The organism is Exiguobacterium sp. S22-S28 (assembly GCF_043359615.1).
Classification (GTDB): domain Bacteria; phylum Bacillota; class Bacilli; order Exiguobacteriales; family Exiguobacteriaceae; genus Exiguobacterium_A.
On record NZ_JBHFFC010000030.1, the window covers coordinates 51,705 to 73,337 of the forward strand.

Annotated in this window: 22 protein-coding genes and 1 riboswitch; of the genes, 1 reads left to right on the forward strand and 21 read right to left on the reverse strand. The window is 49.6% G+C overall.

Going from position 1 to position 21,633, the window contains the following annotated elements:
* The 17 genes from sufD to ACHA8N_RS13255 all read right to left on the reverse strand — a co-directional run bounded on the left by sufD (nucleotide 1) and on the right by ACHA8N_RS13255 (nucleotide 17,222).
* Nucleotides 1-1,278 (reverse strand): Fe-S cluster assembly protein SufD, encoded by a 1,278-nt coding sequence (sufD, locus tag ACHA8N_RS13175; protein WP_026832224.1) that lies wholly within the window; start codon nucleotides 1,276-1,278, stop codon nucleotides 1-3.
* A gap of 18 nt (nucleotides 1,279-1,296) precedes the next feature.
* Nucleotides 1,297-2,082 (reverse strand): Fe-S cluster assembly ATPase SufC, encoded by a 786-nt coding sequence (gene sufC, locus ACHA8N_RS13180; RefSeq protein ID WP_012371204.1) that lies wholly within the window; start codon nucleotides 2,080-2,082, stop codon nucleotides 1,297-1,299.
* A gap of 156 nt (nucleotides 2,083-2,238) precedes the next feature.
* Nucleotides 2,239-3,465: an MDR family MFS transporter gene (locus ACHA8N_RS13185; RefSeq protein ID WP_147510516.1), complete on the reverse strand. Its 1,227-nt coding sequence runs from the start codon at nucleotides 3,463-3,465 to the stop codon at nucleotides 2,239-2,241.
* A gap of 73 nt (nucleotides 3,466-3,538) precedes the next feature.
* A complete protein-coding gene (locus tag ACHA8N_RS13190; RefSeq protein ID WP_147510515.1) occupies nucleotides 3,539-4,372 on the reverse strand; it encodes a MetQ/NlpA family ABC transporter substrate-binding protein in 834 nt (277 codons plus the stop codon).
* A gap of 31 nt (nucleotides 4,373-4,403) precedes the next feature.
* Nucleotides 4,404-5,069: a methionine ABC transporter permease gene (locus ACHA8N_RS13195; protein ID WP_147510514.1), complete on the reverse strand. Its 666-nt coding sequence runs from the start codon at nucleotides 5,067-5,069 to the stop codon at nucleotides 4,404-4,406.
* Nucleotides 5,066-6,088 (reverse strand): methionine ABC transporter ATP-binding protein, encoded by a 1,023-nt coding sequence (locus ACHA8N_RS13200; protein WP_026832220.1) that lies wholly within the window; start codon nucleotides 6,086-6,088, stop codon nucleotides 5,066-5,068. The genes ACHA8N_RS13195 and ACHA8N_RS13200 overlap by 4 nt, the downstream gene beginning before the upstream one ends.
* Before the next feature lie 80 nt (nucleotides 6,089-6,168).
* A riboswitch (SAM riboswitch) is annotated at nucleotides 6,169-6,274 on the reverse strand.
* A 59-nt stretch (nucleotides 6,275-6,333) separates the two neighbouring features.
* Complete coding sequence (locus ACHA8N_RS13205; RefSeq protein ID WP_028105805.1) at nucleotides 6,334-7,500, reverse strand: bifunctional cystathionine gamma-lyase/homocysteine desulfhydrase; 1,167 nt, start codon at nucleotides 7,498-7,500, stop codon at nucleotides 6,334-6,336.
* Nucleotides 7,493-8,416, reverse strand: coding sequence for a PLP-dependent cysteine synthase family protein (locus ACHA8N_RS13210; protein ID WP_026832218.1), 924 nt, complete (start codon nucleotides 8,414-8,416; stop codon nucleotides 7,493-7,495). Before ACHA8N_RS13210 ends, ACHA8N_RS13205 begins: the two co-directional genes overlap by 8 nt.
* Nucleotides 8,413-8,877 carry an S-ribosylhomocysteine lyase gene (locus ACHA8N_RS13215; protein WP_012371211.1) on the reverse strand — a complete coding sequence of 155 codons (465 nt, stop codon included), beginning with the start codon at nucleotides 8,875-8,877 and terminating at the stop codon, nucleotides 8,413-8,415. Before ACHA8N_RS13215 ends, ACHA8N_RS13210 begins: the two co-directional genes overlap by 4 nt.
* Nucleotides 8,878-8,880: 3 nt before the next feature.
* A complete protein-coding gene (locus ACHA8N_RS13220) occupies nucleotides 8,881-9,519 on the reverse strand; it encodes a class I SAM-dependent methyltransferase (RefSeq protein ID WP_393965979.1) in 639 nt (212 codons plus the stop codon).
* A 546-nt stretch (nucleotides 9,520-10,065) separates the two neighbouring features.
* Nucleotides 10,066-10,344 carry a thioredoxin family protein gene (locus ACHA8N_RS13225; RefSeq protein ID WP_119923355.1) on the reverse strand — a complete coding sequence of 93 codons (279 nt, stop codon included), beginning with the start codon at nucleotides 10,342-10,344 and terminating at the stop codon, nucleotides 10,066-10,068.
* Nucleotides 10,345-10,444: 100 nt separating this feature from the next.
* Nucleotides 10,445-10,828 (reverse strand): glycine cleavage system protein GcvH, encoded by a 384-nt coding sequence (gene gcvH / locus ACHA8N_RS13230; protein WP_012371215.1) that lies wholly within the window; start codon nucleotides 10,826-10,828, stop codon nucleotides 10,445-10,447.
* Between the two features lie 64 nt (nucleotides 10,829-10,892).
* The gene (locus ACHA8N_RS13235; RefSeq protein ID WP_026832216.1) at nucleotides 10,893-11,246 is read right to left on the reverse strand and encodes an arsenate reductase family protein; all 354 of its coding nucleotides are present in this window, start codon (nucleotides 11,244-11,246) and stop codon (nucleotides 10,893-10,895) included.
* 36 nt (nucleotides 11,247-11,282) lie between these two features.
* Entirely contained in the window at nucleotides 11,283-11,738 is a 456-nt protein-coding gene (locus tag ACHA8N_RS13240) for a DinB family protein (RefSeq protein ID WP_393965980.1), read from the reverse strand.
* A 77-nt stretch (nucleotides 11,739-11,815) separates the two neighbouring features.
* The gene (locus ACHA8N_RS13245; protein WP_119923357.1) at nucleotides 11,816-13,600 is read right to left on the reverse strand and encodes an acyl-CoA dehydrogenase family protein; all 1,785 of its coding nucleotides are present in this window, start codon (nucleotides 13,598-13,600) and stop codon (nucleotides 11,816-11,818) included.
* Nucleotides 13,597-14,787 (reverse strand): acetyl-CoA C-acetyltransferase, encoded by a 1,191-nt coding sequence (locus ACHA8N_RS13250; protein WP_393965981.1) that lies wholly within the window; start codon nucleotides 14,785-14,787, stop codon nucleotides 13,597-13,599. Before ACHA8N_RS13250 ends, ACHA8N_RS13245 begins: the two co-directional genes overlap by 4 nt.
* Before the next feature lie 17 nt (nucleotides 14,788-14,804).
* Entirely contained in the window at nucleotides 14,805-17,222 is a 2,418-nt protein-coding gene (locus tag ACHA8N_RS13255) for a 3-hydroxyacyl-CoA dehydrogenase/enoyl-CoA hydratase family protein (protein WP_393965982.1), read from the reverse strand.
* Between the two features lie 184 nt (nucleotides 17,223-17,406).
* On the opposite strand from ACHA8N_RS13255, the gene ACHA8N_RS13260 reads away from it, so the two are divergent.
* Nucleotides 17,407-18,039: a class I SAM-dependent methyltransferase gene (locus ACHA8N_RS13260; protein WP_393965983.1), complete on the forward strand. Its 633-nt coding sequence runs from the start codon at nucleotides 17,407-17,409 to the stop codon at nucleotides 18,037-18,039.
* A gap of 178 nt (nucleotides 18,040-18,217) precedes the next feature.
* Here ACHA8N_RS13260 and ACHA8N_RS13265 read toward each other — a convergent pair whose 3' ends face one another.
* The 4 genes from ACHA8N_RS13265 to trhA form a co-directional block, all read right to left on the reverse strand.
* On the reverse strand, nucleotides 18,218-19,039 hold the full coding sequence (locus tag ACHA8N_RS13265; protein WP_393965984.1) for a DUF2785 domain-containing protein: 822 nt from the start codon (nucleotides 19,037-19,039) through the stop codon (nucleotides 18,218-18,220).
* 247 nt (nucleotides 19,040-19,286) lie between these two features.
* On the reverse strand, nucleotides 19,287-20,204 hold the full coding sequence (locus ACHA8N_RS13270; RefSeq protein ID WP_026832202.1) for a proline dehydrogenase family protein: 918 nt from the start codon (nucleotides 20,202-20,204) through the stop codon (nucleotides 19,287-19,289).
* An 84-nt stretch (nucleotides 20,205-20,288) separates the two neighbouring features.
* Complete coding sequence (locus tag ACHA8N_RS13275; protein WP_026827615.1) at nucleotides 20,289-20,963, reverse strand: TVP38/TMEM64 family protein; 675 nt, start codon at nucleotides 20,961-20,963, stop codon at nucleotides 20,289-20,291.
* A complete protein-coding gene (gene trhA / locus ACHA8N_RS13280) occupies nucleotides 20,960-21,625 on the reverse strand; it encodes a PAQR family membrane homeostasis protein TrhA (protein WP_393966128.1) in 666 nt (221 codons plus the stop codon). Before trhA ends, ACHA8N_RS13275 begins: the two co-directional genes overlap by 4 nt.
* Nucleotides 21,626-21,633: the final 8 nt, after the last annotated feature.

Genomic DNA, 21,633 nt, shown 5'->3' on the forward strand with positions numbered 1-21,633 from the left:
TTAGTTTACTTTCCCTTCGATCACTTGAACGAGACGTTCTTTGACAGAGTCAATCGCGAGTTCTGAAACGACCGGTTGTAAGAAACCATGAACGACAAGACGTTCTGCTTCTTTACGTGATAAACCACGGCTCATCAAGTAGTAGAGTTGGAGTTCGTCGACACGGCCGACAGATGCCGCGTGTCCTGCCATGACATCATCTTCATCAATCAAGAGGATCGGGTTCGCGTCACCACGTGCCTTTTCAGACAACATGAGCACACGTTCCGTCTGCACACCGTTTGATTTTGAAGCGCCATGGTGAATCATTGATGTTCCGTTGAAGATCGATGTTGCTGAATCTTTTTGAACACCGTGAATCAAGATGAAACCTTCCGAACCTTTACCAAAATGGTCTGTCCGGACGTTGAAGTTTTGTTTTTGATCGCCACGACCAACCGTTACGGCCTTCGTGTCCGAGAACGAATCGTTACCGACGAGGTGTGTTTTCGTTTCTGTGATCGTGTTTCCGTCATTCATGTGACCGAGTGCCCATTCGAGCTTCGCGCCTTGTTTGACGACACCGCGACGGTTCATATAGGTGACAGCACCTTTGCTGAGTGTGTCGACACCACCGAAGAGGACTTTGGCGTTGTCTTCGACGAACACTTCCGTGACGACGTTGACGTTGTGTGCTTCTTCACCGTAAGAGACGAAGTTTTCGATATACGTCAGTTCGCTGTCCGCATCCGCAACGATGATTGCGTGATGGTAAAGTGCACCGCCTGCTTGCTCCAGCGTATAGATCGCTTGCATCGGAACCGTCAACTTCAAGCCTTTTGGTACATAAAGGAACGTACCGCCGTTCATGAGTGCCGCGTTGAGTGCTGCGAGACGGTCTTCATTGACGTTGACGCCTTCTGTCATGAAGTATTTCTCGATCAGTTCCGGGTGATGTTTCATTGCGTCTTCGAGTGTCGTGAAGATGACACCGTTCGCCGCTTCGCTGTTTTGCGCGTGAACGAGTTGTCCGTTGCGCGTGATCAGCATATGGTCACGGTTTTCACCGATCAATGTTTCGATATCCGGTGTCAGACCTGTTACTGTCTCAAGATCTGCTGTTCCCTCTGTGAAGTTCCAGCCACCGATTTTGATTTTTTCTACTTTTGGCAATGCGAGCGTTGGGGCAAGATCCAGTGCGTCTTGACGCTTAGAGATCATCCAAGCGGGTTCCCCTAAGCGAGTCGCACGTTCTGCCACTGCCTCGCGATTTACTGCAAGATTCAGTTCTACAGTCATCATGCTTCCTCCCTCGTCTTACGCTTTTGTTTCGATTTCGACTTCTTCGATGCCGAGTTCTTTTTTAACCCAGTCATAACCTTCTGCTTCTAAACGGTGTGCCAGTTCTTTTCCACCTGACATGACGATTTTTCCGCCCATCATGATGTGGATGAAGTCTGGCTCGATATAGTTCAAGAGGCGTTGATAGTGCGTGATGATCAAGCAGCCGAATTCAGGTGAACGCATTTCGTTGACACCTTTTGCGACGACTTTAAGCGCATCGATATCAAGACCTGAATCGATTTCGTCAAGGATGGCGATGGCTGGTTTCAACATCGTCATTTGGAGGATTTCATTCCGTTTCTTCTCTCCGCCTGAGAAACCTTCGTTGAGGTAACGGTGTGCCATTTCGCCCGGCATTTCAAGAAGACCCATTTGTGCGTCGAGTTGACGGATGAATTTCATGAGTGAGATCTCATCGCCTTCTTCGCGGCGTGAGTTGATTGCTGAACGCAAGAAGTCTGAGTTCGTGACACCACTGATTTCGCTTGGGTATTGCATCGCGAGGAACATACCTGCTTGTGCGCGTTCGTTGACTTCCATCTCGAGGACATCTTCGCCGTCGAGTGTGACTGAACCAGACGTTACTTCGTAAGTCGGGTGACCCATCAATGCTGATGCAAGTGTCGATTTACCAGTCCCGTTTGGCCCCATGACCGCGTGGATTTCGCCGCCTTTGATTTCTAAGTTGACGCCTTTCAAGATTTCTTTGCCGTCGATTGCGACGTGTAGATCTTCAATCTTCAAGTGTGAAGCCTTCATGTAGAATCCCTCCATCTATTCATTTCGTGTCTGACGATTCAGTTCACGAGAGTTACTAATTTAGTATCATTCTAATCTTAATGAATCATACCACATTATTCAAGCGTCATCGCTCATGGTTTTTTCTCAAAACAAGCGTCTTTACTGAGAATGACTTTAAAGTGAGACGACTTCCTTCTCTTCTTCCACTTTCGATTGTCGGTGAACCCGCTGTGACAGTAAGAGCAGTGGGATACCGAGTAATGTCAAGAGCGCTAAGGCACCAAAAATCGGCAGTGGTCGATCTGCGCCAAAATAAAGTAACAATTGACCGCCGACGACCGGTCCGACCGATTGTCCGATTGACGTCAAGCCCATCGCGCCAAAATAACTTCCCCGTAATTCCGGCGTCGCAAAGCTGTCGGTCAAGATATCTGTCATCGTGAACATCATCACTTCCCCGCATGTGAAGATGAACATCGCGCCGATCATCAACCAGACCGTACCGGCTGTTCCCATGACGAACAAACCGACGGCGACGGTCGCAATGCCGACCGTGATCGACACGAGCGGTGACGTCTTGACGCCGAACTTCATGATCGGGTACTGGACGACGAGCACGGTGATCGCGTTAATCGTAATCAATAAGGCAAACAAACTCGTCCCGCCTGACAATAACGTCGTCGTCGTCAAAAACTGCGGCAACGTCGAGTTGAACTGACTGTACCCGAAGACGCCGAAGATGATGCCGGCGAGCGCGAACGTAAAGGCGATGTCCGTCTTCAGCAGACGGACCGTTGCGCCGAACGACACTTTTTTCCCGCCATGACTTTCTGTGATCGGATACCGCTTGAACAGGATGAAAGTGGCGACGCCGTAGCCGAGATAGACGAACGCTGTAATATAGAAGGTAATCGCTGTATTTCCGGCACTGAGCAACAACGCAATCCCCGGTCCGATTGCGGCTGCGATGTTGATGCACGTATAACGGATGTTAAAAACGAACAGCCGGTTCTCTTCCTCCGTCGTATCACTGATCAACGCCCGCGCCGACGGTTCGAAGACGGACCGGAACACGCCGTTCAGAGCACTTAAGACAAAAAACGCCCAAAACGTCTCGACTTGTGCCAGTCCGATGAAGACGAGGACAAATCCAAAGGTTCCGCTCAGCATCATCGTCCGCCGGCCATACCGATCGGATAACGTTCCGCCGATGAAGCTCATGACGAGACTCGCGATGGCCGAGATACTGAGAATCCAACCGACATCAACCGGGCTGAACTTTAAGACGACGGATAAGTAAATCGCAAAAAACGGCATCGTGATGAATGTCCCGAGCCGGGCGAAAAACGTGCCGAGCAAAACCCCGATCGTCAATGGATGAAGCTGTTTCAAACGTTGCATGCAGATCCCCCCCTTTAAACAAAAAAATAATGCATCCTTCCATTATATAGGAAGAATGCATCGATTGAGCAGATTATTTGCTGACCGGAACGACAGCACCTTTATATTTTTCTTTAATCCAAGCTTGTGTTTCTTTCTCATGAAGAATGTCTAAGAGCGTCGTGACACGTTTGTCTTTCTCGTCGCCGTCACGCGTCACGATGATGTTGACGTATGGCGAAGACTCGTCTTCAAGCGCGATTGTATCTTTAAGCGGGTTCAACCCATTGTCGATCGCGTAGTTCGTGTTGATCAAGACAGCATCGCCTTCGTTGTTTTTGTAGGCTTGCGGCAAGAGTGATGCTTCAATGTTCGTTTTAAATTTAATTTTCTTTGGATTTTCTACGATATCTTTCAATTGTGCATCTGTTGTTTTACCGTCTTTTAGTTTGATGAGTCCTTCGTTTTGAAGGAATGTCAAAACGCGTCCACGTTCTGCGACGTTTGAGCTCGTTAAGATCGTTGCGCCTGTTGGTAATTTGTCAAGTGACTTGTACTTCTTAGAATAGACACCGAGTGGTTCAACGTGAACGCCGCCGGCACTTTCAAATTTATAGTCTTTGTTTTCTTTTTCTTGTTGCTCAAGATACGGTACGTGTTGGAAGTAGTTCGCGTCGATTTCTTTTTCAGCAAGTGCTTTGTTCGGTAACACGTAATCTTGGAATTTCTTGATTTCGAGTTTGTAGCCTTTTGCTTCATATTCTTTTTGAACGTGCTCCAAGATTTCAGCATGGGGAACGTTTGATGCTCCGATGACGAGTGTTTTTGAATCGCCGCTGCCTGATGAAGATTCTTCTCCACATGCTGCAAGGCTGACTGCTAAGACCGATACTGCTGCTGTGCCGACAAATTTTTTCCAAAGTTTCATGAATGATTCCTCCAATGAATTAAAGTTAGTATTATCGTTTATCGATTGCTTTGACGAGCAAATCACCAATAATCTGAATAATGAAGACGATGACGAGAATCAGCAGTGTCGCGATAACGGTGATGTTATTTTGTGAGCGCTGGAAGCCTTCGATGAAGGCCATGTCGCCCAGTCCACCACCACCGGCTAACCCGGCCATTGCCGTGTAACCGACGAGTGCGACGAGTGTTACGGTAATACCTGAAACGATTGCCGGAAGAGCTTCCGGAATCAAGACTTTATAGATGATTTGGAACTTCGTTGCGCCCATCGATTCGGCAGCTTCAATGACCCCTTTATCAACTTCACGAAGAGCGAGTTCGACCATCCGGCCGTAAAACGGTGCTGCACCCAGAATTAACGCCGGTAACGCAGCGGTCGGTCCTAAAAATGATCCGACAATGATTTTCGTAATCGGGATCAACAAGATTAATAAAATGATAAACGGAATCGAACGGAAGATATTGACTAAAAAACTGAGGACAGAATACAATGCTCGGTTCTTGAATAACAATTCTTCGTTTGTCGCGTATAACAATAGACCGATAACCAATCCGAGGATAAACGTCGCGAGCCCTGCAACAGCCGTCATATAGACTGTACTACCGGTTGCTTCCCAGACCATATCCCAATCCACATCTGCAAAAAATGTACTCATCGGTGATCCACCTCCACTTCAACGTCACTCGCTTGAAGTTTGGCGATGACCGCTTGTGTTTCATGTTCGGCACCGATCAACTGAATGAACAGCGTCCCAAGGGCGCCATCTTGCGTCTGTCCGACGTTCCCGCCAATGATATTAAATAATAAGGTCGAATCTTTCATGACTTCGGCAAGAATCGGGCTTTCAGCAGTTGAACCCACAAACGTCAACTGAACGATTTTCCCGGTCGGATACCGTTCCCGTAATTTCGCAAACGTCAATTCGTTTTCTGACGAAGACGTCAACTGTTTCACGAACTCTTTTGTCATCGCTTGTTTCGGATGACGGAAGACTTCGGCGACCGGTCCTTGTTCGACGATTTTCCCGGCTTCCATGACGGCGACCCGGTTACAGATTTTCTGAATGACGTGCATCTCATGCGTGATCAAGACGATGGTCAGTTTCAGTTTTTTGTTGATGTCGACAAGCAACTCTAAAATCGAGTCCGTCGTTTTCGGATCAAGCGCACTTGTCGCTTCGTCACATAATAAGACGTCCGGGTTCGACGCCAGTGCCCGGGCAATCCCGACCCGTTGTTTTTGTCCACCCGAAAGTTGAGACGGGTAAGCACCTTCACGTCCGTCGAGTCCAACGAGTTGAATCAGCTCGGCGACCCGCTCTTTACGGCGTGCTTTCGGATAACCGCCGAGTTCGAGCGGGAACATGATGTTTTCTTCAACCGTCCGCGACCACAGCAGGTTAAAGTGCTGGAAGACCATCGAGACGTTTTTGCGAACACCGCGTAATTCTTTTGGACGTAACGTCGTCATTTCGACCCCGTCGATTTGGATTGAGCCACTTGTCGGAGCTTCTAACATATTCAGCAATCGGATCAAGGTGGATTTCCCTGCTCCCGAATAACCGATTATTCCAAAAATTTCACCGCGCTCGATTGTTAAGTCGACATTGACGACGGCTTCAACCGATCCGCGCTTCGAGCGATAAATCTTTCCTACATCCTGTAAGCGAATCAATACTGTCCCTCCTAAACGTAAAAAAAGTGCGCACGTTTTAGAGCAAACGCGCGCACTTTTTCAGTACACAAAACCATTTGCTCTCATCTTGCAGACGTTCGTCTGCTGGAATTAGCACCACTTCGGAATAAATTCCGCGGTTGCCGGGTTTCATCGGGCCAGTCCCTCCACCACTCTCGATAAGAGTTATCGGTATTTAGTTATTTTTAATATAATCTGAATATTAGCAGGGCTTATTTTGCTTGTCAAACAGTTTTTTCTGAAACCGGCTGAAGCAGGCTGAACGCACGTGCTAAATCTTCTTTTAAGTCTTCTGCATCCTCAAGTCCAACCGAAATCCGGACAAGACCATCCGTGATGCCGAGCTCAGCGCGACGTTCTGCCGGAATCGAGGCATGTGTCATGCGTGCCGGAACAGAAATTAAGCTTTCAACAGCTCCAAGACTCTCAGCCAGCGTGAAGAAATGTGTCGCTTCGACGAGTTTCTCCGCGTTTTCCGCTGATCCGACATCAAAGCTGATCATGCCGCCAAATCCAGTCGCCTGTTTTTGTTGTGTCGCGTGACCCGGATGTGTTGGAAGTCCGGGATAGAAGATGTTCGAGACGACATCTTGTTCCTGTAAGAACTGAACAAGATCGTGTGACGTTTCTTCGATTGCATCCATTCGGATACCAAGTGTCCGTAAACCACGGACGAGCAGGAAGCTGTCCTGCGGTCCAAGAATACCACCTGTCGAGTTTTGAATGAAGTGAAGATCTTCACCGAGTGCATCGCTGTTGACGACGACGAGTCCGGCGACGACGTCTGAATGTCCGCCGATGTATTTTGTTGCACTGTGCAAGACGATGTCTGCACCGAGTGCAAGTGGTTGTTGCAAGTATGGTGTCGCAAACGTGTTGTCGACGACGAGTTTCAGATTATTGCGTTTCGCGATGTCAGCGACAGCAGCGATATCCGTGACTTTTAACAAGGGGTTCGTCGGTGTTTCGACATACAGCATCTTCGTGTTGTCTTGAACCGCAGCTTCCGTCGCGGCGAGATCCGTCGTGTCGACGAACGTCACTTGGATGTTGAACTTCGGCAAGACACGTTGCATCAAACGGAACGTTCCGCCGTAGACATCATCGGTCATGACGATATGGTCACCTGACTCCAGCAGGTTAAAGACAGCATGAATCGCAGCCATTCCTGATCCGAAGGCGAAGCCACGTGCGCCGCCTTCAAGGTCCGCGATCAATCGTTCGATGCTTGTCCGTGTCGGGTTGGCTGTCCGCGAGTATTCGTAACCTTCTTTTAATTGACCGATTTTCTCTTGTTTGTACGTACTCGTTTGATAAATCGGAGGTGTCACGGCACCAGTTGCTCGATCGACGCCTGTTCCTCCATGAATCAATGCTGTCTTTTTACGCATGTGTCTCGTCCACCTTTTCAAAGATTTGTTGGCTCAAATACCGTTCGGCACTGTCGGCGAAGACGGTGACGATGGTACTGCCGGGAAAACGTTCTGCAATATCAAGTGCTGCCGCGAGTGCCGCGCCGGCTGAACTGCCGACGAGCAGACCTTCACGTGCCGCTAATTCATGAACTTTCGTGAACGCGTCGTGGTCCGAAATCGTATGAATCTCATCGACCAGATCGCGGGAAACAAGGCTCGGCCATTTAGCCGTCCCGATGCCTTCCGTCTTATGCGGTCCGGCTGGTCCTCCGTTGAGGACAGAGCCTTCCGGTTCGACGATCGCGCCTTTTGTTCCAAGCCGCTCTTTCAAGTAGGCAGCGGTTCCTGCAAACGTTCCGCCTGACCCGCATCCGGCGACGAACCAATCGATGTGATCGAGTTCCGCCATCAGCTCAGGACCAAGTGTCCGCTGATATGTGACCGGATTTTCTTCGTTTTCGAATTGAAGCGGGACGTAGCTATTCGGAATCGTTTGTCCCAGTTCTTTTGCTTTATCAATCGCGCCTTGCATATCGAGTTCAGTCGGTGTGTTGACGACAGTCGCGCCGAGTGCCCGCATCAACGTCTGTTTCTCCTGACTGAATTTTTCAGGAACGACACAGATGACTTGTAAGTCGTATTTTTTAGCGGCGAGCGCCAAACCGATGCCGGTGTTGCCGGCAGTCGGTTCGATGATCGTTCCGCCTCGTGTCACATATCCTTGTTCGATAGCTGCATCAACGAGTTGAATGCCCAGGCGGTCTTTGACGCTGCCCCCAGGGTTCATCCATTCGAGCTTCGCCAAAATCCGCGTACCAGCAGGCAAATCGAATGAAGTAATCTCGTAAAGCGGCGTATTTCCGACGAGGTCCCGGACTGACTTCGCGATCATCCGAAGACGATGTCCCATTCATCACGACCGGCAAGCATTTTCTCGGCATAGTGCTTCGCTCCTTTAAGGTCGTGTGCGCTCGCAAATCCACATTGGACTTCGTTTTGCGCTGGAATTTCTTCTGCTGCTAAGACATCTTTTAATGTCTTCTCAACGAGTTCGCTCATTTTTTCGACGGAATCAAAGTTCATCATCGCCATGTAGAAACCTGTTTGGCAACCCATTGGCGAGACATCGATGACATCATCCGAATAGTTACGGATGTTTTCTGCGAGTAAATGTTCCAGTGTGTGCATCGCACGCATCGGCATTTGCTCGACGTTTGGTTGTGTGAAACGAATGTCGTATTTGACGACTTGGTCGACTTTTCCGTCTTTGTAACCGGCAACGCGAATATATGGTGCTTTGACTTTCGTATGGTCCAAGTTAAAGCTTTCTACGTTCATTTTTTTGATTGTCATGATTTATTCCCCCATTTTCTCGGCTTCTACGAGCCAGACGAAGTGATTGTATTGTGTGAATGTCACGTCAAATCCACGTGACGCAAAAATTTGTTCCATGACCGGAATCAGTGGATAAAACTCACGTTCCAAGTCTTCTGCCAAACCGTCGAATCCTTGTGCTTTCGCTTCAGTGATCGTCTGCAGACGCGCTTCTTCCGATACGAACATCGTGTCGGCGTAGACGATTTTTCCGTCTTGCGGCAAAATCTTCGCCATCAGATCAACTGCTTCTCCCTTTTCCTCATCCGTCAGATGATGAAACGCATAGGTCGAAACAAAACTTTTCGCATGGTCTGCCGTAAAGGAGAGGAAGTGTCCGTCCTGTACAGGTAACGCTGGAATCTTATCGATGAGAATTTCCCGCATCTCCGGACTCGGTTCCACCGCCAAAACGTCTTGATGCCGATCGAGCAACCGTTGGGTCAGGTTCCCTGTTCCAGCCCCGAACTCGACGACCGGTGAGATCGCTTTTGTTGCCACCGTATCTAATATTTCTTCATAACGACGAAAGACTTCTTTGTACTCCGGATCGTGCCCCGTAACCGTGTCGTCGTATGTTGACGCCCACTCTGTAAATACATCCATAAAACGTACTGTCATGCCTGTTCGTCCTCCGTATCTCTTTTTAATTCCGACTAATCGGATATGAATTAAAGTAATTTACCTTAATCGCATTGTAGCAGGGAGAATTCGGCTTGGCAAGGTGACTGCTCGAAAATCTTTCGAAAACAAAAAAAAGGCGCTGCCGGTGAACCGGCAACACGAATAATGTGGTTAGAAACACTACGAAGGAAAACCCAGCTCTGACACGAACTTCTTCGTTCGTCGTACCAGAGGACGGCGCCCTTTCGACATATAAACCAAACTGTCCTCGCATTCAGATCACCTGCTCCAATCCAGGATTGTCTTTTTGGGCCGCTTCGTCTTTGGGGGACGACTTAAGGGGAGACAAACAAACAACCTAGGATTTTGTTGAGCGGTTCTGTCGTGAAAAGAAACAGCCGATTTACATCTCTGCCAGACTTCCTATAAAGTATTTCTAGAAGTTGATATGAATATACCATTCATAATTTGTCATTGTCAACGCATTATTGTAAATATTCCGACAATTTAGCGTAAAGAGAAATCTTTTGGGGATTCCTCTTCTTATTCTGCACAAAACGCAAAGACATTTTGAACCGACTGAAACGCATAAAGCCTTGATACGACTTGATTATCCTCAATTTTTAACAAGGCGGGAACACTCATGACTTGAGCTTGTTCCAAAAACTCCGGAATGAAGTTTCCGTTCGCTTGTTGAATCCATTCCCCATCTTTTGTCGCTTCGACGATCTCAAGCATCCGACTAGCGATGGCACACGTCCCACACATCGGTGCATAGACATACAAAAAACCGTTTTCTGGTGCTGCTGTGACTTCCTTCATTAATCCCGTTCTCCCTTCCTCTTTCTTATCTTGTGCCAGTATACAGAAAAAAAGACGACGAGGAAACGAAATCGTTTCCTTGTCATCTTTTCGTTAAGTATTACTCGTTGATCATCGATTTGTAAGCAGCAGCGTCCATCAATGCTTCAACTTGTGCTTCGTCTGCGATCTCGATATCAACCATCCAAGCACCTTCGAATGGTGATTCGTTGACGAGTTCCGGGGAATCAGACAGTGATTCATTGATGGCAACGACTTTCCCTGAAATCGGTGCGTACAATTCGGATACCGTTTTCACGGATTCGACTGAACCAAACGGCTCGTTTGCCGAAATCGTATCTCCGACTTCCGGCAGTTCGACGAAGACGATATCGCCAAGTTCATGTTGCGCGAAATCCGTGATTCCGATTCGTGCCTTGTTTCCTGTTACTTCGACCCATTCATGCTCTTCCGAATAACGTAGATTGTCTTTGACTTGACTCATTTGCGATTCCCCCTGTGTTCGATAGTGGACTAACGCATTCAGTATACCAAATGAACTAGCCTTCTTAATACCATTTTCCTTGATAGAGTTCTTCTTTGAATCCGATTGTCACGTCTTGCCCGTCTGTTACGATCGGTCGTTTGAGCAACATGCCGTCACTTGCGAGCAGTTCATATTGCTCCTGTTCCGACAGATTCGGCAGGCGGTCCTTGATGCCTTGCGAACGGTACGATTGACCACTCGTGTTAAAAAACTTCTTCAACGGCTCGCCGCTCTTTTGATGAAGTGCCTGAATCGTCTCGGCACTTGGTGTCTCCTCGACGATGTGTTTGTAATCGACCTCGACGCCATTTGCCTCAAGTGCCTTTTTTGCTTTGACACACGTACTGCATTTCGGATAGCCATACATAGTTACCATCTTTTCCTCACCTCTGTCTTCAGACTAGCAGATTGGTCAGCCCCGTTTCAAGCGGGCAAGCGCGGCATCGATTTGATCTTGATGATGGTGATCGTGTGCAACGAAGGAGGCAACAAACGATTTCGGCTGGAATGTGCCTTCATACGTCCGCTCATATTGCTCGTCCGTCAACCGATCGAGCTGCGCAATCAATTCCTGCCGCACGGCAATCGCTTTTCTCAACAAGGCGAGTGCATCGATATGATGGGCATACTCGACCGCCAGACGATTGAACTCATCGTAGTCGGTTTCAACCAGCGTCAACGGTTCATCCGGCAATTTCGACACCGCATGATCGAGGTAATACCGATCCCATAAAAACAGATGACTGACACATTCTTGGACCGTCCATTTATCGATTGCGAGCGGCAACCGCCATTCTTCATCCGAAAGCCGCTCCAACGATTTATAGTAATCGACGGCAAATTGAAGTTCTGTTACGTCTTGTCGCATGCCTGCTCCCTCCTTCAATGTAAAAAAATTCGCCCTTACAGAGATTTTCCCTGCAAAGGCGAATCGGTAAACCTGACTTAGACAGTATATTTATTCGCTTCGATCAAACGTTTCGCAATCTGACGTTTTGTGCCGATCGAGTTGATTGGCTGATACCGGCTGAACTTCTTCAGTGCCGACAGCAGCATCCGTAACTCATCGCCGCTCGCTGCCGCGTACAACGTTTCTTTCGCGTCCCGCTCGACGCCTTCAAAGGCTTGTTGTGCAAAGACTTCCGTATAACGGATTTTCAGTTCGTTCTTCTCGACGCCTTTGGCAGCAATCGCTTTTTCCGTCCGGACGATCGCAGACTCCAGCGCATAGATCGCACTCATGATGTCAGCCGTGTTCGCGAGGATTTCCTGCTCGCCTTGGAGCTTGTCCTGATACTTCTGAACGGCCGTCCCGGCAGTCAGCAGGAAGATCTTTTTCATCATCGCGAGCAGATGACGTTCACGGTCAAGAGGTTCTGATCCGACTTCCGTCGGCATGAAGCTCATGACTTCCTGTTGCAGACGTTGCGCTTCTGCGAGGAGCGGTAGGTCGCCTTTCATTGCTTTTTTCAGCAACGTGCCCGGTACGAGCAGACGGTTGATTTCGTTTGTTCCTTCGAAGATCCGGTTGATCCGTGAATCGCGGTACATGTTCTCGACTTCGTATTCGGCCATGAAGCCGTAACCACCGTGAATCTGGACCGCTTCGTCGATGACATAATCAAACGTTTCCGAAGCAAAGACTTTGTTCATTGAGCATTCAATCGCATATTCGGCAATCGCATCGGCGATTTTCTTGCCGTCCTTGCTCTCTTCTTCCGATAACTGATCGAGACTGTCCTGGAACAATCCGCCTGTCCGGTAGACTGAACTTTCCATCGCATAAGTCTGCGCCGACATCGTCGCCAGCTTTTCCTGAATCAACGGGAACGAGCTGATTGGTGTTTTGAATTGTTTGCGTTCGTTCGCATACTGGACCGCAAGATCAATCGCACGTTTTGATGAACCGACCGCACCGACCGCTAATTTGTAACGACCGACGTTCAAGATGTTGAAGGCGATGACGTGTCCACGCCCGATTTCACCAAGAACGTTTTCGACCGGTACTTCCGCATCTTGTAAAATCAGCGTCCGTGTTGACGATCCTTTGATCCCCATCTTTTGTTCTTCGAGTCCGGTTGAGACACCCGGGTACTCACCTTCGACGAGGAACGCCGTGAATTTATCACCGTCGATTTTTGCATAGACGACGAACAGACTGGCGAAGCCGGCGTTCGTGATCCATTGTTTTTCCCCGTTCAAGATATAGTGCGTTCCAGCTTCATTCAAGACTGCCGTTGTCTTCGCACCGAGGGCATCCGAGCCTGAGCCCGGTTCTGTCAACGCGTAAGACGCAATCCATTCACCAGACGACAGTTTCGGAAGATATTTTTGTTTTTGCTCTTCGTTCCCGAAGAAGACGATTGGCAACGAACCGATCCCGACGTGAGCACCATAACTGAGGGCAAACGAGCGACCGCGGGCAAACTTCTCCGTGATGATCGAAGACGAAATTTTATCCATCTGATAGCCGCCGTATGCTTCCGGGACATCAGCACCGAGCAAACCGAGCTCGCCTGCTTCGCGCAGGAGACCGACCGACAATTCGAACTCGTGTTTTTCGATCCGGTCGAGGACTGGAACGACACGGTCTTCGACGAACTTCGCCGTCATGTCACCAACCATTTTGTGTTCTTCCGAAAAATCTTCCGGTGTAAAGAGACGATCCGCTTGCAACTCATCCAGTACAAAACTTCCACCTTTAATCAATTCGTTTGTTGTTTGGCTCATTGTCCTGTTCCTCCTTCAACTAGTTCGAATACACCGGCAGCACCCATGCCGCCGCCAATACACATCGAGACGACGCCGTATTGGACGTTCCGTCGTTTCATTTCATGCAACAGTGTCAACGTCAGTTTCGTTCCTGTACAACCGAGCGGATGACCAAGCGCAATCGCGCCGCCGTTGACGTTGACGATATCTTCGTTCAGACCGAGTTCCCGAATGACACCGAGCGATTGGGACGCGAAGGCTTCGTTCAATTCAATCAATCCGACGTCTTCGAGCGTGATGCCGGCGAGTTCAAGTGCCTTTGGAATCGCGACGACCGGTCCGATTCCCATGACTTCCGGACGGACACCGCCGACGGCAAACGATTTGAACTTCCCGAGAATCGGCAGTCCTTGGCGTTCCGCTTCTTCCCGTTCCATAATCAAGACGGCAGCTGCACCGTCTGATGTCTGTGACGAGTTCCCCGCTGTGACACTGCCGCCGAGGCGGAATGCCGGACGGAGCTTGGCGAGACCTTCCGGTGATGAATCGGCGCGGACACCTTCGTCGTGTTCGACGACCCACGTCTTTTCTTCAATCTTCAACTCATCGTTGACGTACTGTTCCATGACCGTCACCGGGACGATTTCGTCGACGAATTTGCCGGACGCAATCGCAGCGGCTGCTTTTTGATGGCTTTTCAGGGCAAAGGCATCTTGATCTTCGCGTGAGACCTGATAGGTCGCAGCGACTTGTTCTGCCGTATGTCCCATGCTCATATAATATTCCGGTGCCGTTTCGACGATCGATGGATTCGGGCGGACGACGTGTCCCGGCATCGGGATCTGGCTCATCGATTCGAGTCCGCCGGCGATGACAGCTGTCGCTTGGCCGGTCATGATCTTCATCGAGGCATCGGCAATCGATTGGAGACCGGACGAGCAATACCGGTTGATCGTGATCGCCGGCACTTCATGCGACAGTCCTCCGAGGACCGATGCATACCGGGCGATGTTCATCCCTTGTTCGGCTTCCGGTAAGGCACAACCGAGAATGACGTCATCGATTGCTCCGGTGTAGTTCGCGCGTTTCAATGTTTCCTTGATGGCGATTCCTGCGAGTTCATCAGAACGCATCGACTTAAACGATCCTTTTTTGGCTTTGCCGACTGGTGTCCGTGCACCAGCGACGATTACTGCTTCCTTCATTCGAATCCCCCCAGTCATCAGTTACGGAGCGGCTTGCCTTTGACAAGCATATGCTGCATCCGTTGTTGTGTTTTCATCTCACCGATCAAGCTCAAGAAGGCTTCCCGTTCGATATCGAGCATGTACTGCTCATCGACCTGTGTGCCGAACGAGACGTTCCCACCGGCAATGACGTGTGCGAGTTTACTAGCGATTTTTAAATCATGTTCCGAGATATAGCCGCCGTAGAACATCTCGCGGGTTGCGAGTTCAAGCGTCGCTTTCCCGGCACGACCGACGACTGGAATCCGGGAACGGGCTGGAGCCGTATAACCGGTCCGGTCGAGCTCAAGCACCAGTTGTTTCGCATCATGCGTCAGGTGATCCCGGTTCATTGAAATTTGATCGACGGTCCGGACATAGCCGAGTTCCCGTGCTTCAAAGGCTGATTTCGAGACTTTCGCCATCGCGACGTTCTCAAACGTCTTCTGCGCGGCTTTTTCGATGTTGACGAGTCCGTCCGGTGTATTCTCAAGCAGACGACGATACGTGTTGACGTTCCCGCCGCCTCCCGGAATCAGACCAACACCAACTTCGACGAGTCCCATATACGTTTCAAGACCGGCCTGCAAACGGGCTGCCGGAAGCGAGATTTCCGTTCCGCCGCCAAGCGTCATCCCTTGTGGGGCAACGACGATCGGACGCGACGCGTAACGGATTTTTTGAATCGACTGCTGGAACTTGTTGATGATCCAGTCGAGTTCGAACCAGTTTTCATCTTCTGCTTCCATCAACATCATCGCCAGATTCGCCCCGACACAGAAGTTTTTGCCGTCGTTGGCGATGACAAGACCCCGGTGATTTTTTTCAACGAGATCAATCGACTGTTCGATCATCTGCATGATGTCGACGCCGATCGCGTTACTCTTCGACGTGAATTCAAGGACTGCGACATCGTCTCCGAGATCAAGCAGACGGGCACCGTTGTTTTCAAGCAAGACGCCGTTTGATTTGCGGACGTCGCGTAAGCGGATTTCTTTCGGATTGACGGCACTGCCGACATACGTTTGTGTCTGCGCATCATAGAACTGACCCTCTTCGTTGTAGAAGCTGGTGACGCCTGACGCAAGCATCTCGTCGACCCAAGCCGGTACGTCATAGCCGTCCTGTTTCATCTTCGCGACCGTCTTCTCGACGCCGAGCGCATCCCATGTCTCGAACGGTCCCATTTTCCACCCGAAGCCCCATTTCATCGCTTCGTCAATCGCTTTGATGTCATCCGCGATTTCGTGTGTCAGTTGAGCCGAGTACAGCAACGTCTTCGCATGGATCGGCCACAGCAGGGCACCGACACGGTCCTTCGCAAAGACAACGGCTTTCAGTTTATTTTTGGCGCCCGGAAGAGCTTTTGCTTGACCGATCGATGGTTCAGTAAGCGCTTTCTTTTCGACGTATTCAAACGTTGCAAGATCGAGTTCCAGGATCTGTTTGCCGACTTTTTTATAGAAGCCTTGTCCCGACTTCGCTCCGAGTGATCCTTCGTCGACCAACCGTTTCATTTCTGCCGGCACGGCGAACGTGTCTTTTTCCGCTCCATCCGGTAACAGGTCGTAGACGTTGTTCGCAACGTGAACGAATGTGTCGATCCCCACGACATCAAGCGTCCGGAACGTCGCTGAGCTTGGACGACCGAGTACTGGTCCGGTGACGGAATCGACCTCCCCGATCGAATAGCCGCCCTTTTTCATCTCATCCAGTGTGACGAGCAGACCGTATGTGCCGATCCGGTTGCCGATGAAGTTTGGTGTATCTTTTGCGATGACGACCCCTTTACCGAGACGTTCTTCCGCAAACTGTTTCATGAACCGGACGACTTCCGGATCCGTGTCACTTGTCGGAATCAGTTCAAGTAACTTCAAGTAACGCGGCGGATTAAAGAAGTGGGTCCCGAGGAACCGGGCGTTAAAGGAATCCGAACGTCCTTGACGCATCGCTTCGATGGAAATCCCTGACGTGTTGGAACTGACGATCGCATCTTCGCGCAAGAACGGTTCGATTGTCGCAAACAACTGTTGTTTGACGTCAAGCCGTTCAACGATGACTTCAATCACCCAGTCCGCTTCTTTGAGGCGTTCCAAGTCGTCTTCGAGGTTTCCGACTCCAATTAAATCGAGTAATTGCTTCGAAGCCAGTGGTGCCGGATTTTGTTTGAGTAACTTCTGCCGGTTGTCGCGGGCAATCCGTGAACGAACTGCTGCATCATCCAGCGTCAATCCTTGTTTCGTCTCTTGCGCGGTTAATTCTTTTGGTACGATATCAAGCATCAATGTCCGGATTCCCGCGTTCGCGAGGTGTGCGGCAATCCCTGCACCCATGACCCCTGAACCGATAATGACGGCGAATTGAATATGTTTCGTCGTGTGTACTGTGGTCGGCTGACCGATTTGACTCGCCATGATAGACCCCCTGATTCGTAATTGAATGAACAACCATTCATTATTCTGACAAAAAAAGAAGCCGTCCGTTTTTCCACTGCTTCCTTCTACCTCTCCATCATAAATGAATTATCATTCAGTAGCAATAAAAAATCAGCTATTGGTCAAATTTTCCTGTTAGACTGAAAGCAAAGGGGGAATTCTCATGAAACCGACGGAACAATTATGGGATCAAAAAGCGACCGATTGGGCGGAACGATCGGAGATGATGTGGACGACAGGCAGCCGGAAAACGATCATTCCGTTTCTGAAGTCCGTCATCACGTCCGGTAACTTACTCGACTTAGGATGCGGCGACGGCGCGGCTTGCCGGTTGCTCGCGGACGCATTTCAGGTCACAGGACTGGATTTGTCGGAAGAGATGATCCGGATCGCCCGTGCCAAATCACCGGAACTCGACTTCGTCGTCGGAACCGGTGAAGCGTTACCGTTTGCGGATGATACGTTTGACGTCGTCCTCGCCGTCAATTCACTCGAATGGTCGACGCGCCCCGTCACGGTACTTAAAGAGATCAGCCGTGTTTCCCCGCTCGTCGTCATCAGTCTGCTCGGACCAACGGCGGCACCACGAGCGTTATCGTACCGTCGCCTGCATGGAGAAGACGCACCGATGGGCAATACGATGATGCCGTGGGAACTCGTCCAACTGGCAGATGAACTCGGCTGGACGTTGCTTGACGAAGCCGTCATTCAAAAAGAAGGTGCCGTCATGACCGGACAACGGTTGCTCGATCAGGCCCATGCTTTTTCTTGTTTGTTTGCTTTTCGGACGCGGTAAATGGATTGAGTGCTGAAGAACCAAAAAATCATAAGTTCTAAAACAGACGTATGTCCACCCGCTTTTCTCGGGCGGGACGCAAGCCGCGCCCATCTAGCAATGACCGGGTCTTGCCTGTCCCTGACGGAAGCAAGCTTCCTTTTCCCGTAGAAGTCGAGTGGACACGTCTGTTTTTTGTTTACTGATACCGTTGATGGATTTGAAACAGCAAGTGTTCGATCTGTTCCGGGAGCATGGATGTCTTGTCTTGCCATTTCACCCGAAAGTACAGTGTCCGTAGTAATTGTTTTGTATTGCGGAGCACAGTAAATCGTTCGTCGCTCCAATTCACCGGTAGATCAAGCAAGGCTTGGACTGATGTCTCAATCGTCGTAAACAAGATTTCGTCTGTCATTCCTTGTTCTCGTGCCGCTAACCAAGCAGTGATGACACGTTCCTGTTCTTCATCAATAAAAACATAGTCCGGTGTCATCAAAATCTCGATGAACCGGGCAATCGCCGCTTGCTCATTTCTGATCTGACACTGGGGATGCTTGAACCAAGCATCATAGACGTCGGCAATATGTGCAATACTATGCGCCCAACCATAGTCAGGAACAAATCCTCGAAAATCTGTTTCGTTTTTGAGATACGTCAACAATCGTTCGGAGAGCTGTTCGTATCTCTTCTCGTCCAATTGTGGCTTCGCGATATCCTTTTCCAATACTGCCGCCAAAAGCAAAGCCGAAAATGAACGGGTGAAGACGGCGGTGTCATCCGGCTCCGTCAATTGATAAAATAAGCCATCCTGACTCAAAACGAACGATACAATCCGTTCAGCTGATGTTTCGGAAAACTCTTCCGACATGATCCATTCAACTAATTGCGGATAAATAAGTCCGTCCCGTAAAGCTGGATCCAAACTGCCGATGTGATGCAGCATCTGATCAAGCAGTTCCTCCGAAATAATAGTATCCTCTTGTTGCAGCTGCACTTTCAACTGCTGTTCCGTTACATCCATGACCACGCCTCCTATGTAGTAAGTGAAGAAAGATTTGCTTCCCGTGACTCCTACGGGAAAAAGCGCGGTTTTGGCGCTGCCGAGACAGGCGAGACCCGGCTCATTGACCCCATAGGTCAAGGAGCCGCGACTTGCGTCTCGCCCGAGGAAAGCACGGGACGTAAAAATCTTTCGAACAATTATTAAGAAATGATAAAAAAAGATGAAGCCATGACAGCTCCATCTTTCCTTTCTCTATTATTCGTTATTATCCTTTAACCATGCCTTTAAGGACAAACGCCACGTTCGCCGGACGTTCTGCCAAACGGCGCATGAAGTAGCCGTACCAGTCACGACCGTACGGGACGTAGACGCGGACTTTATAGCCGAGCTTCACGAGTTCAAGCTGACGCTCGACACGGATGCCGTACAGCATCTGGAATTCGAACTTGTCGTTGCCGATGCCGTTGTCTTTGGCATAGCGGATGATCTGTTCGATCATCGCATCGTCATGCGTCGCGACTGCGGCATAATTACCGAGTGAGAGTTGCAGTTTGACGAGCTTGATGTAGTTATGGTCAACATCTTCTTTTTCCGGGAAGGCGACCGTTGCCGGCTCTTTGTATGCCCCTTTGACAATCCGTAAGTTCGTCTCGAATCGTCCGACACGTTTGATGTCGTCTTCCGACCGGTACAAGTACGACTGAATGACCGTCCCGATGTTATCAAACGATTGACGTAATTCTTCGAACAGTTGAATCGTCTTTTCACAACGCGGCTCGTCCTCCATGTCGATTGTGACGAAAACGCCGACTTCCTTCGCCCGTGTCAAAATCCGTTCCATGTTCGAGCGAATCAATTCATCCGAGATATCGAGACCGAGCGACGTCAATTTCAGGGAAAGTTGCGAGTCTAATTTCTCTTCCGCAATCATTTCCACCGCACGAATACATTCCTGCGTCATCATTTCCGCTTCAGCGACCGTCGAGATGAACTCACCGAGGTGATCCATCGTGACGCACAATCCTTTTGAGTTCAAATCCTGGATCGCACGTTTTGAGGCTTCCAGTGAATCCCCCGCGACGAAGCGACCCGCACCGAATTTCAGACCATACCGTTTCGCCAGACCATTCAATGTCTTGTTTTGCGATAAAAAGATAAAACCATCCCGTAATACTCGTTCCATCACTCATTACTCCCCCTAAATAAATGCTAGGCTGTTTTACCATGTCGGTTCACATCTCTGCATTCATATTATGACATAAAGCGCTTACATATGCTCATTGTTTTGTTTTTTCCGTAACATCCGTTGTGCAAAAAAACCGACGGTAAAAAATAAGAGATATAAGAAGATGGCAAAGAAAAACTGCCAGGAAAACGGATCCCGGAGACTCGCACCGATATTGTTGTAGACAAAGGCACCGGGAATGATGCCGAGATAACTGGCGAGTGCAAACTGCCGGAATTTAATCTTCGACAAGCCCGACGCGTAACTGATCGCGTCAAACGGAAACAGCGGAATCAGACGGACGATCAAAACGACGACAAATCCATTCGTCGCGATCCGTTCATCGAGCGCTGTTAATTTACCGGTACCGATGATTTTTTCAATCCCGCGCCGACCGAGCAGGCGGGCAATCCAAAAGCTGAGCAGGCTGCCGGTTCCGGCACCGACGACATCGAGAATCGTCCCGATCCACGGACCATAGGTATAACCGCCAAAGACCGTCAACAAGCTCGCCGGGAAAAAGACGAGCGGACGGATCGTATAAGCCAATATGTACAGCAACATGCCGAAAGCACCCTGCTGGCGAATCCAGTCCGATAGTGCCTGGATATCAAACTGCTCCATCATTCCCGAAAAACGGAAATACAGGAGCAGTCCAACACCCATCAGCATGTAGAGTGTAAACGGGAGCCAGTCCCGTAACTTTAAGTTTTTCAAGACAACGGTGCCGATGCCGGCGCCACGTAATAGAAAATCGATAAGAAAATTAAGATACTGCCGGCGAGGACAAACAGATGCCAAATCGCATGATTGTAAGGCAAGCGTGCCCAGACGTAAAAGATGACACCAAGTGAATAGGCGAGTCCGCCGCCCAGCAGGAGAAGGAATCCTTGTAAACCAAGGGCTTCATACATCGGTTTGATGGCGAATATACAACACCAGCCGAGAATCAAATACGAGGCGTTCGAAATCCAAACATGTTTTCCGGTCGAATACAGTTTCCAGATGATCCCGAGTATCCCGACACCCCAGGCGATGCCGAGCAACGTCCAACCGAGTGGTCCGCGCAACGTGATCAAGGCAAATGGTGTATAACTCCCGGCAATCAATAAGTAGATTCCCGCGTGATCGAGGATCTGTAAGACTTTATTGGCACGCGTATGCATGAGTGAGTGCATCAACGTCGAGAACAGGTAGAGTAAAATCATCGTCGCGCCAAAAATACTGACGGCGGTGATGTTCCAGGCACTGCCCGACTTCGAGGCTTGCAGGACTAGCAATACTAAAGCGACGATACTGAAGATGACACCCAGTCCGTGCGTAATCGCACTAGCCACTTCTTCTTTTAACGAGTCGCCTTTCGCAAGCAACTCTTCGATTGTTTCTT

Coding starts and splice junctions, on each gene's coding strand:
- ACHA8N_RS13205 (WP_028105805.1), bottom strand. CDS start 7,500: ATGCGTAAAAAGACAGCATTGATTCATGGAGGAACAGGCGTCGATCGA.
- ACHA8N_RS13265 (WP_393965984.1), bottom strand. CDS start 19,039: ATGGATGTAACGGAACAGCAGTTGAAAGTGCAGCTGCAACAAGAGGAT.
- ACHA8N_RS13210 (WP_026832218.1), bottom strand. CDS start 8,416: ATGATCGCGAAGTCAGTCCGGGACCTCGTCGGAAATACGCCGCTTTAC.
- ACHA8N_RS13235 (WP_026832216.1), bottom strand. CDS start 11,246: ATGGTAACTATGTATGGCTATCCGAAATGCAGTACGTGTGTCAAAGCA.
- ACHA8N_RS13220 (WP_393965979.1), bottom strand. CDS start 9,519: ATGACAGTACGTTTTATGGATGTATTTACAGAGTGGGCGTCAACATAC.
- ACHA8N_RS13260 (WP_393965983.1), top strand. CDS start 17,407: ATGAAACCGACGGAACAATTATGGGATCAAAAAGCGACCGATTGGGCG.
- sufC (WP_012371204.1), bottom strand. CDS start 2,082: ATGAAGGCTTCACACTTGAAGATTGAAGATCTACACGTCGCAATCGAC.
- ACHA8N_RS13255 (WP_393965982.1), bottom strand. CDS start 17,222: ATGGCGAGTCAAATCGGTCAGCCGACCACAGTACACACGACGAAACAT.
- gcvH (WP_012371215.1), bottom strand. CDS start 10,828: ATGAGTCAAGTCAAAGACAATCTACGTTATTCGGAAGAGCATGAATGG.
- ACHA8N_RS13190 (WP_147510515.1), bottom strand. CDS start 4,372: ATGAAACTTTGGAAAAAATTTGTCGGCACAGCAGCAGTATCGGTCTTA.
- ACHA8N_RS13215 (WP_012371211.1), bottom strand. CDS start 8,877: ATGACAATCAAAAAAATGAACGTAGAAAGCTTTAACTTGGACCATACG.
- ACHA8N_RS13270 (WP_026832202.1), bottom strand. CDS start 20,204: ATGGAACGAGTATTACGGGATGGTTTTATCTTTTTATCGCAAAACAAG.
- ACHA8N_RS13185 (WP_147510516.1), bottom strand. CDS start 3,465: ATGCAACGTTTGAAACAGCTTCATCCATTGACGATCGGGGTTTTGCTC.
- ACHA8N_RS13225 (WP_119923355.1), bottom strand. CDS start 10,344: ATGAAGGAAGTCACAGCAGCACCAGAAAACGGTTTTTTGTATGTCTAT.
- ACHA8N_RS13250 (WP_393965981.1), bottom strand. CDS start 14,787: ATGAAGGAAGCAGTAATCGTCGCTGGTGCACGGACACCAGTCGGCAAA.
- ACHA8N_RS13240 (WP_393965980.1), bottom strand. CDS start 11,738: ATGCGACAAGACGTAACAGAACTTCAATTTGCCGTCGATTACTATAAA.
- sufD (WP_026832224.1), bottom strand. CDS start 1,278: ATGACTGTAGAACTGAATCTTGCAGTAAATCGCGAGGCAGTGGCAGAA.
- ACHA8N_RS13195 (WP_147510514.1), bottom strand. CDS start 5,069: ATGAGTACATTTTTTGCAGATGTGGATTGGGATATGGTCTGGGAAGCA.
- ACHA8N_RS13245 (WP_119923357.1), bottom strand. CDS start 13,600: ATGAGCCAAACAACAAACGAATTGATTAAAGGTGGAAGTTTTGTACTG.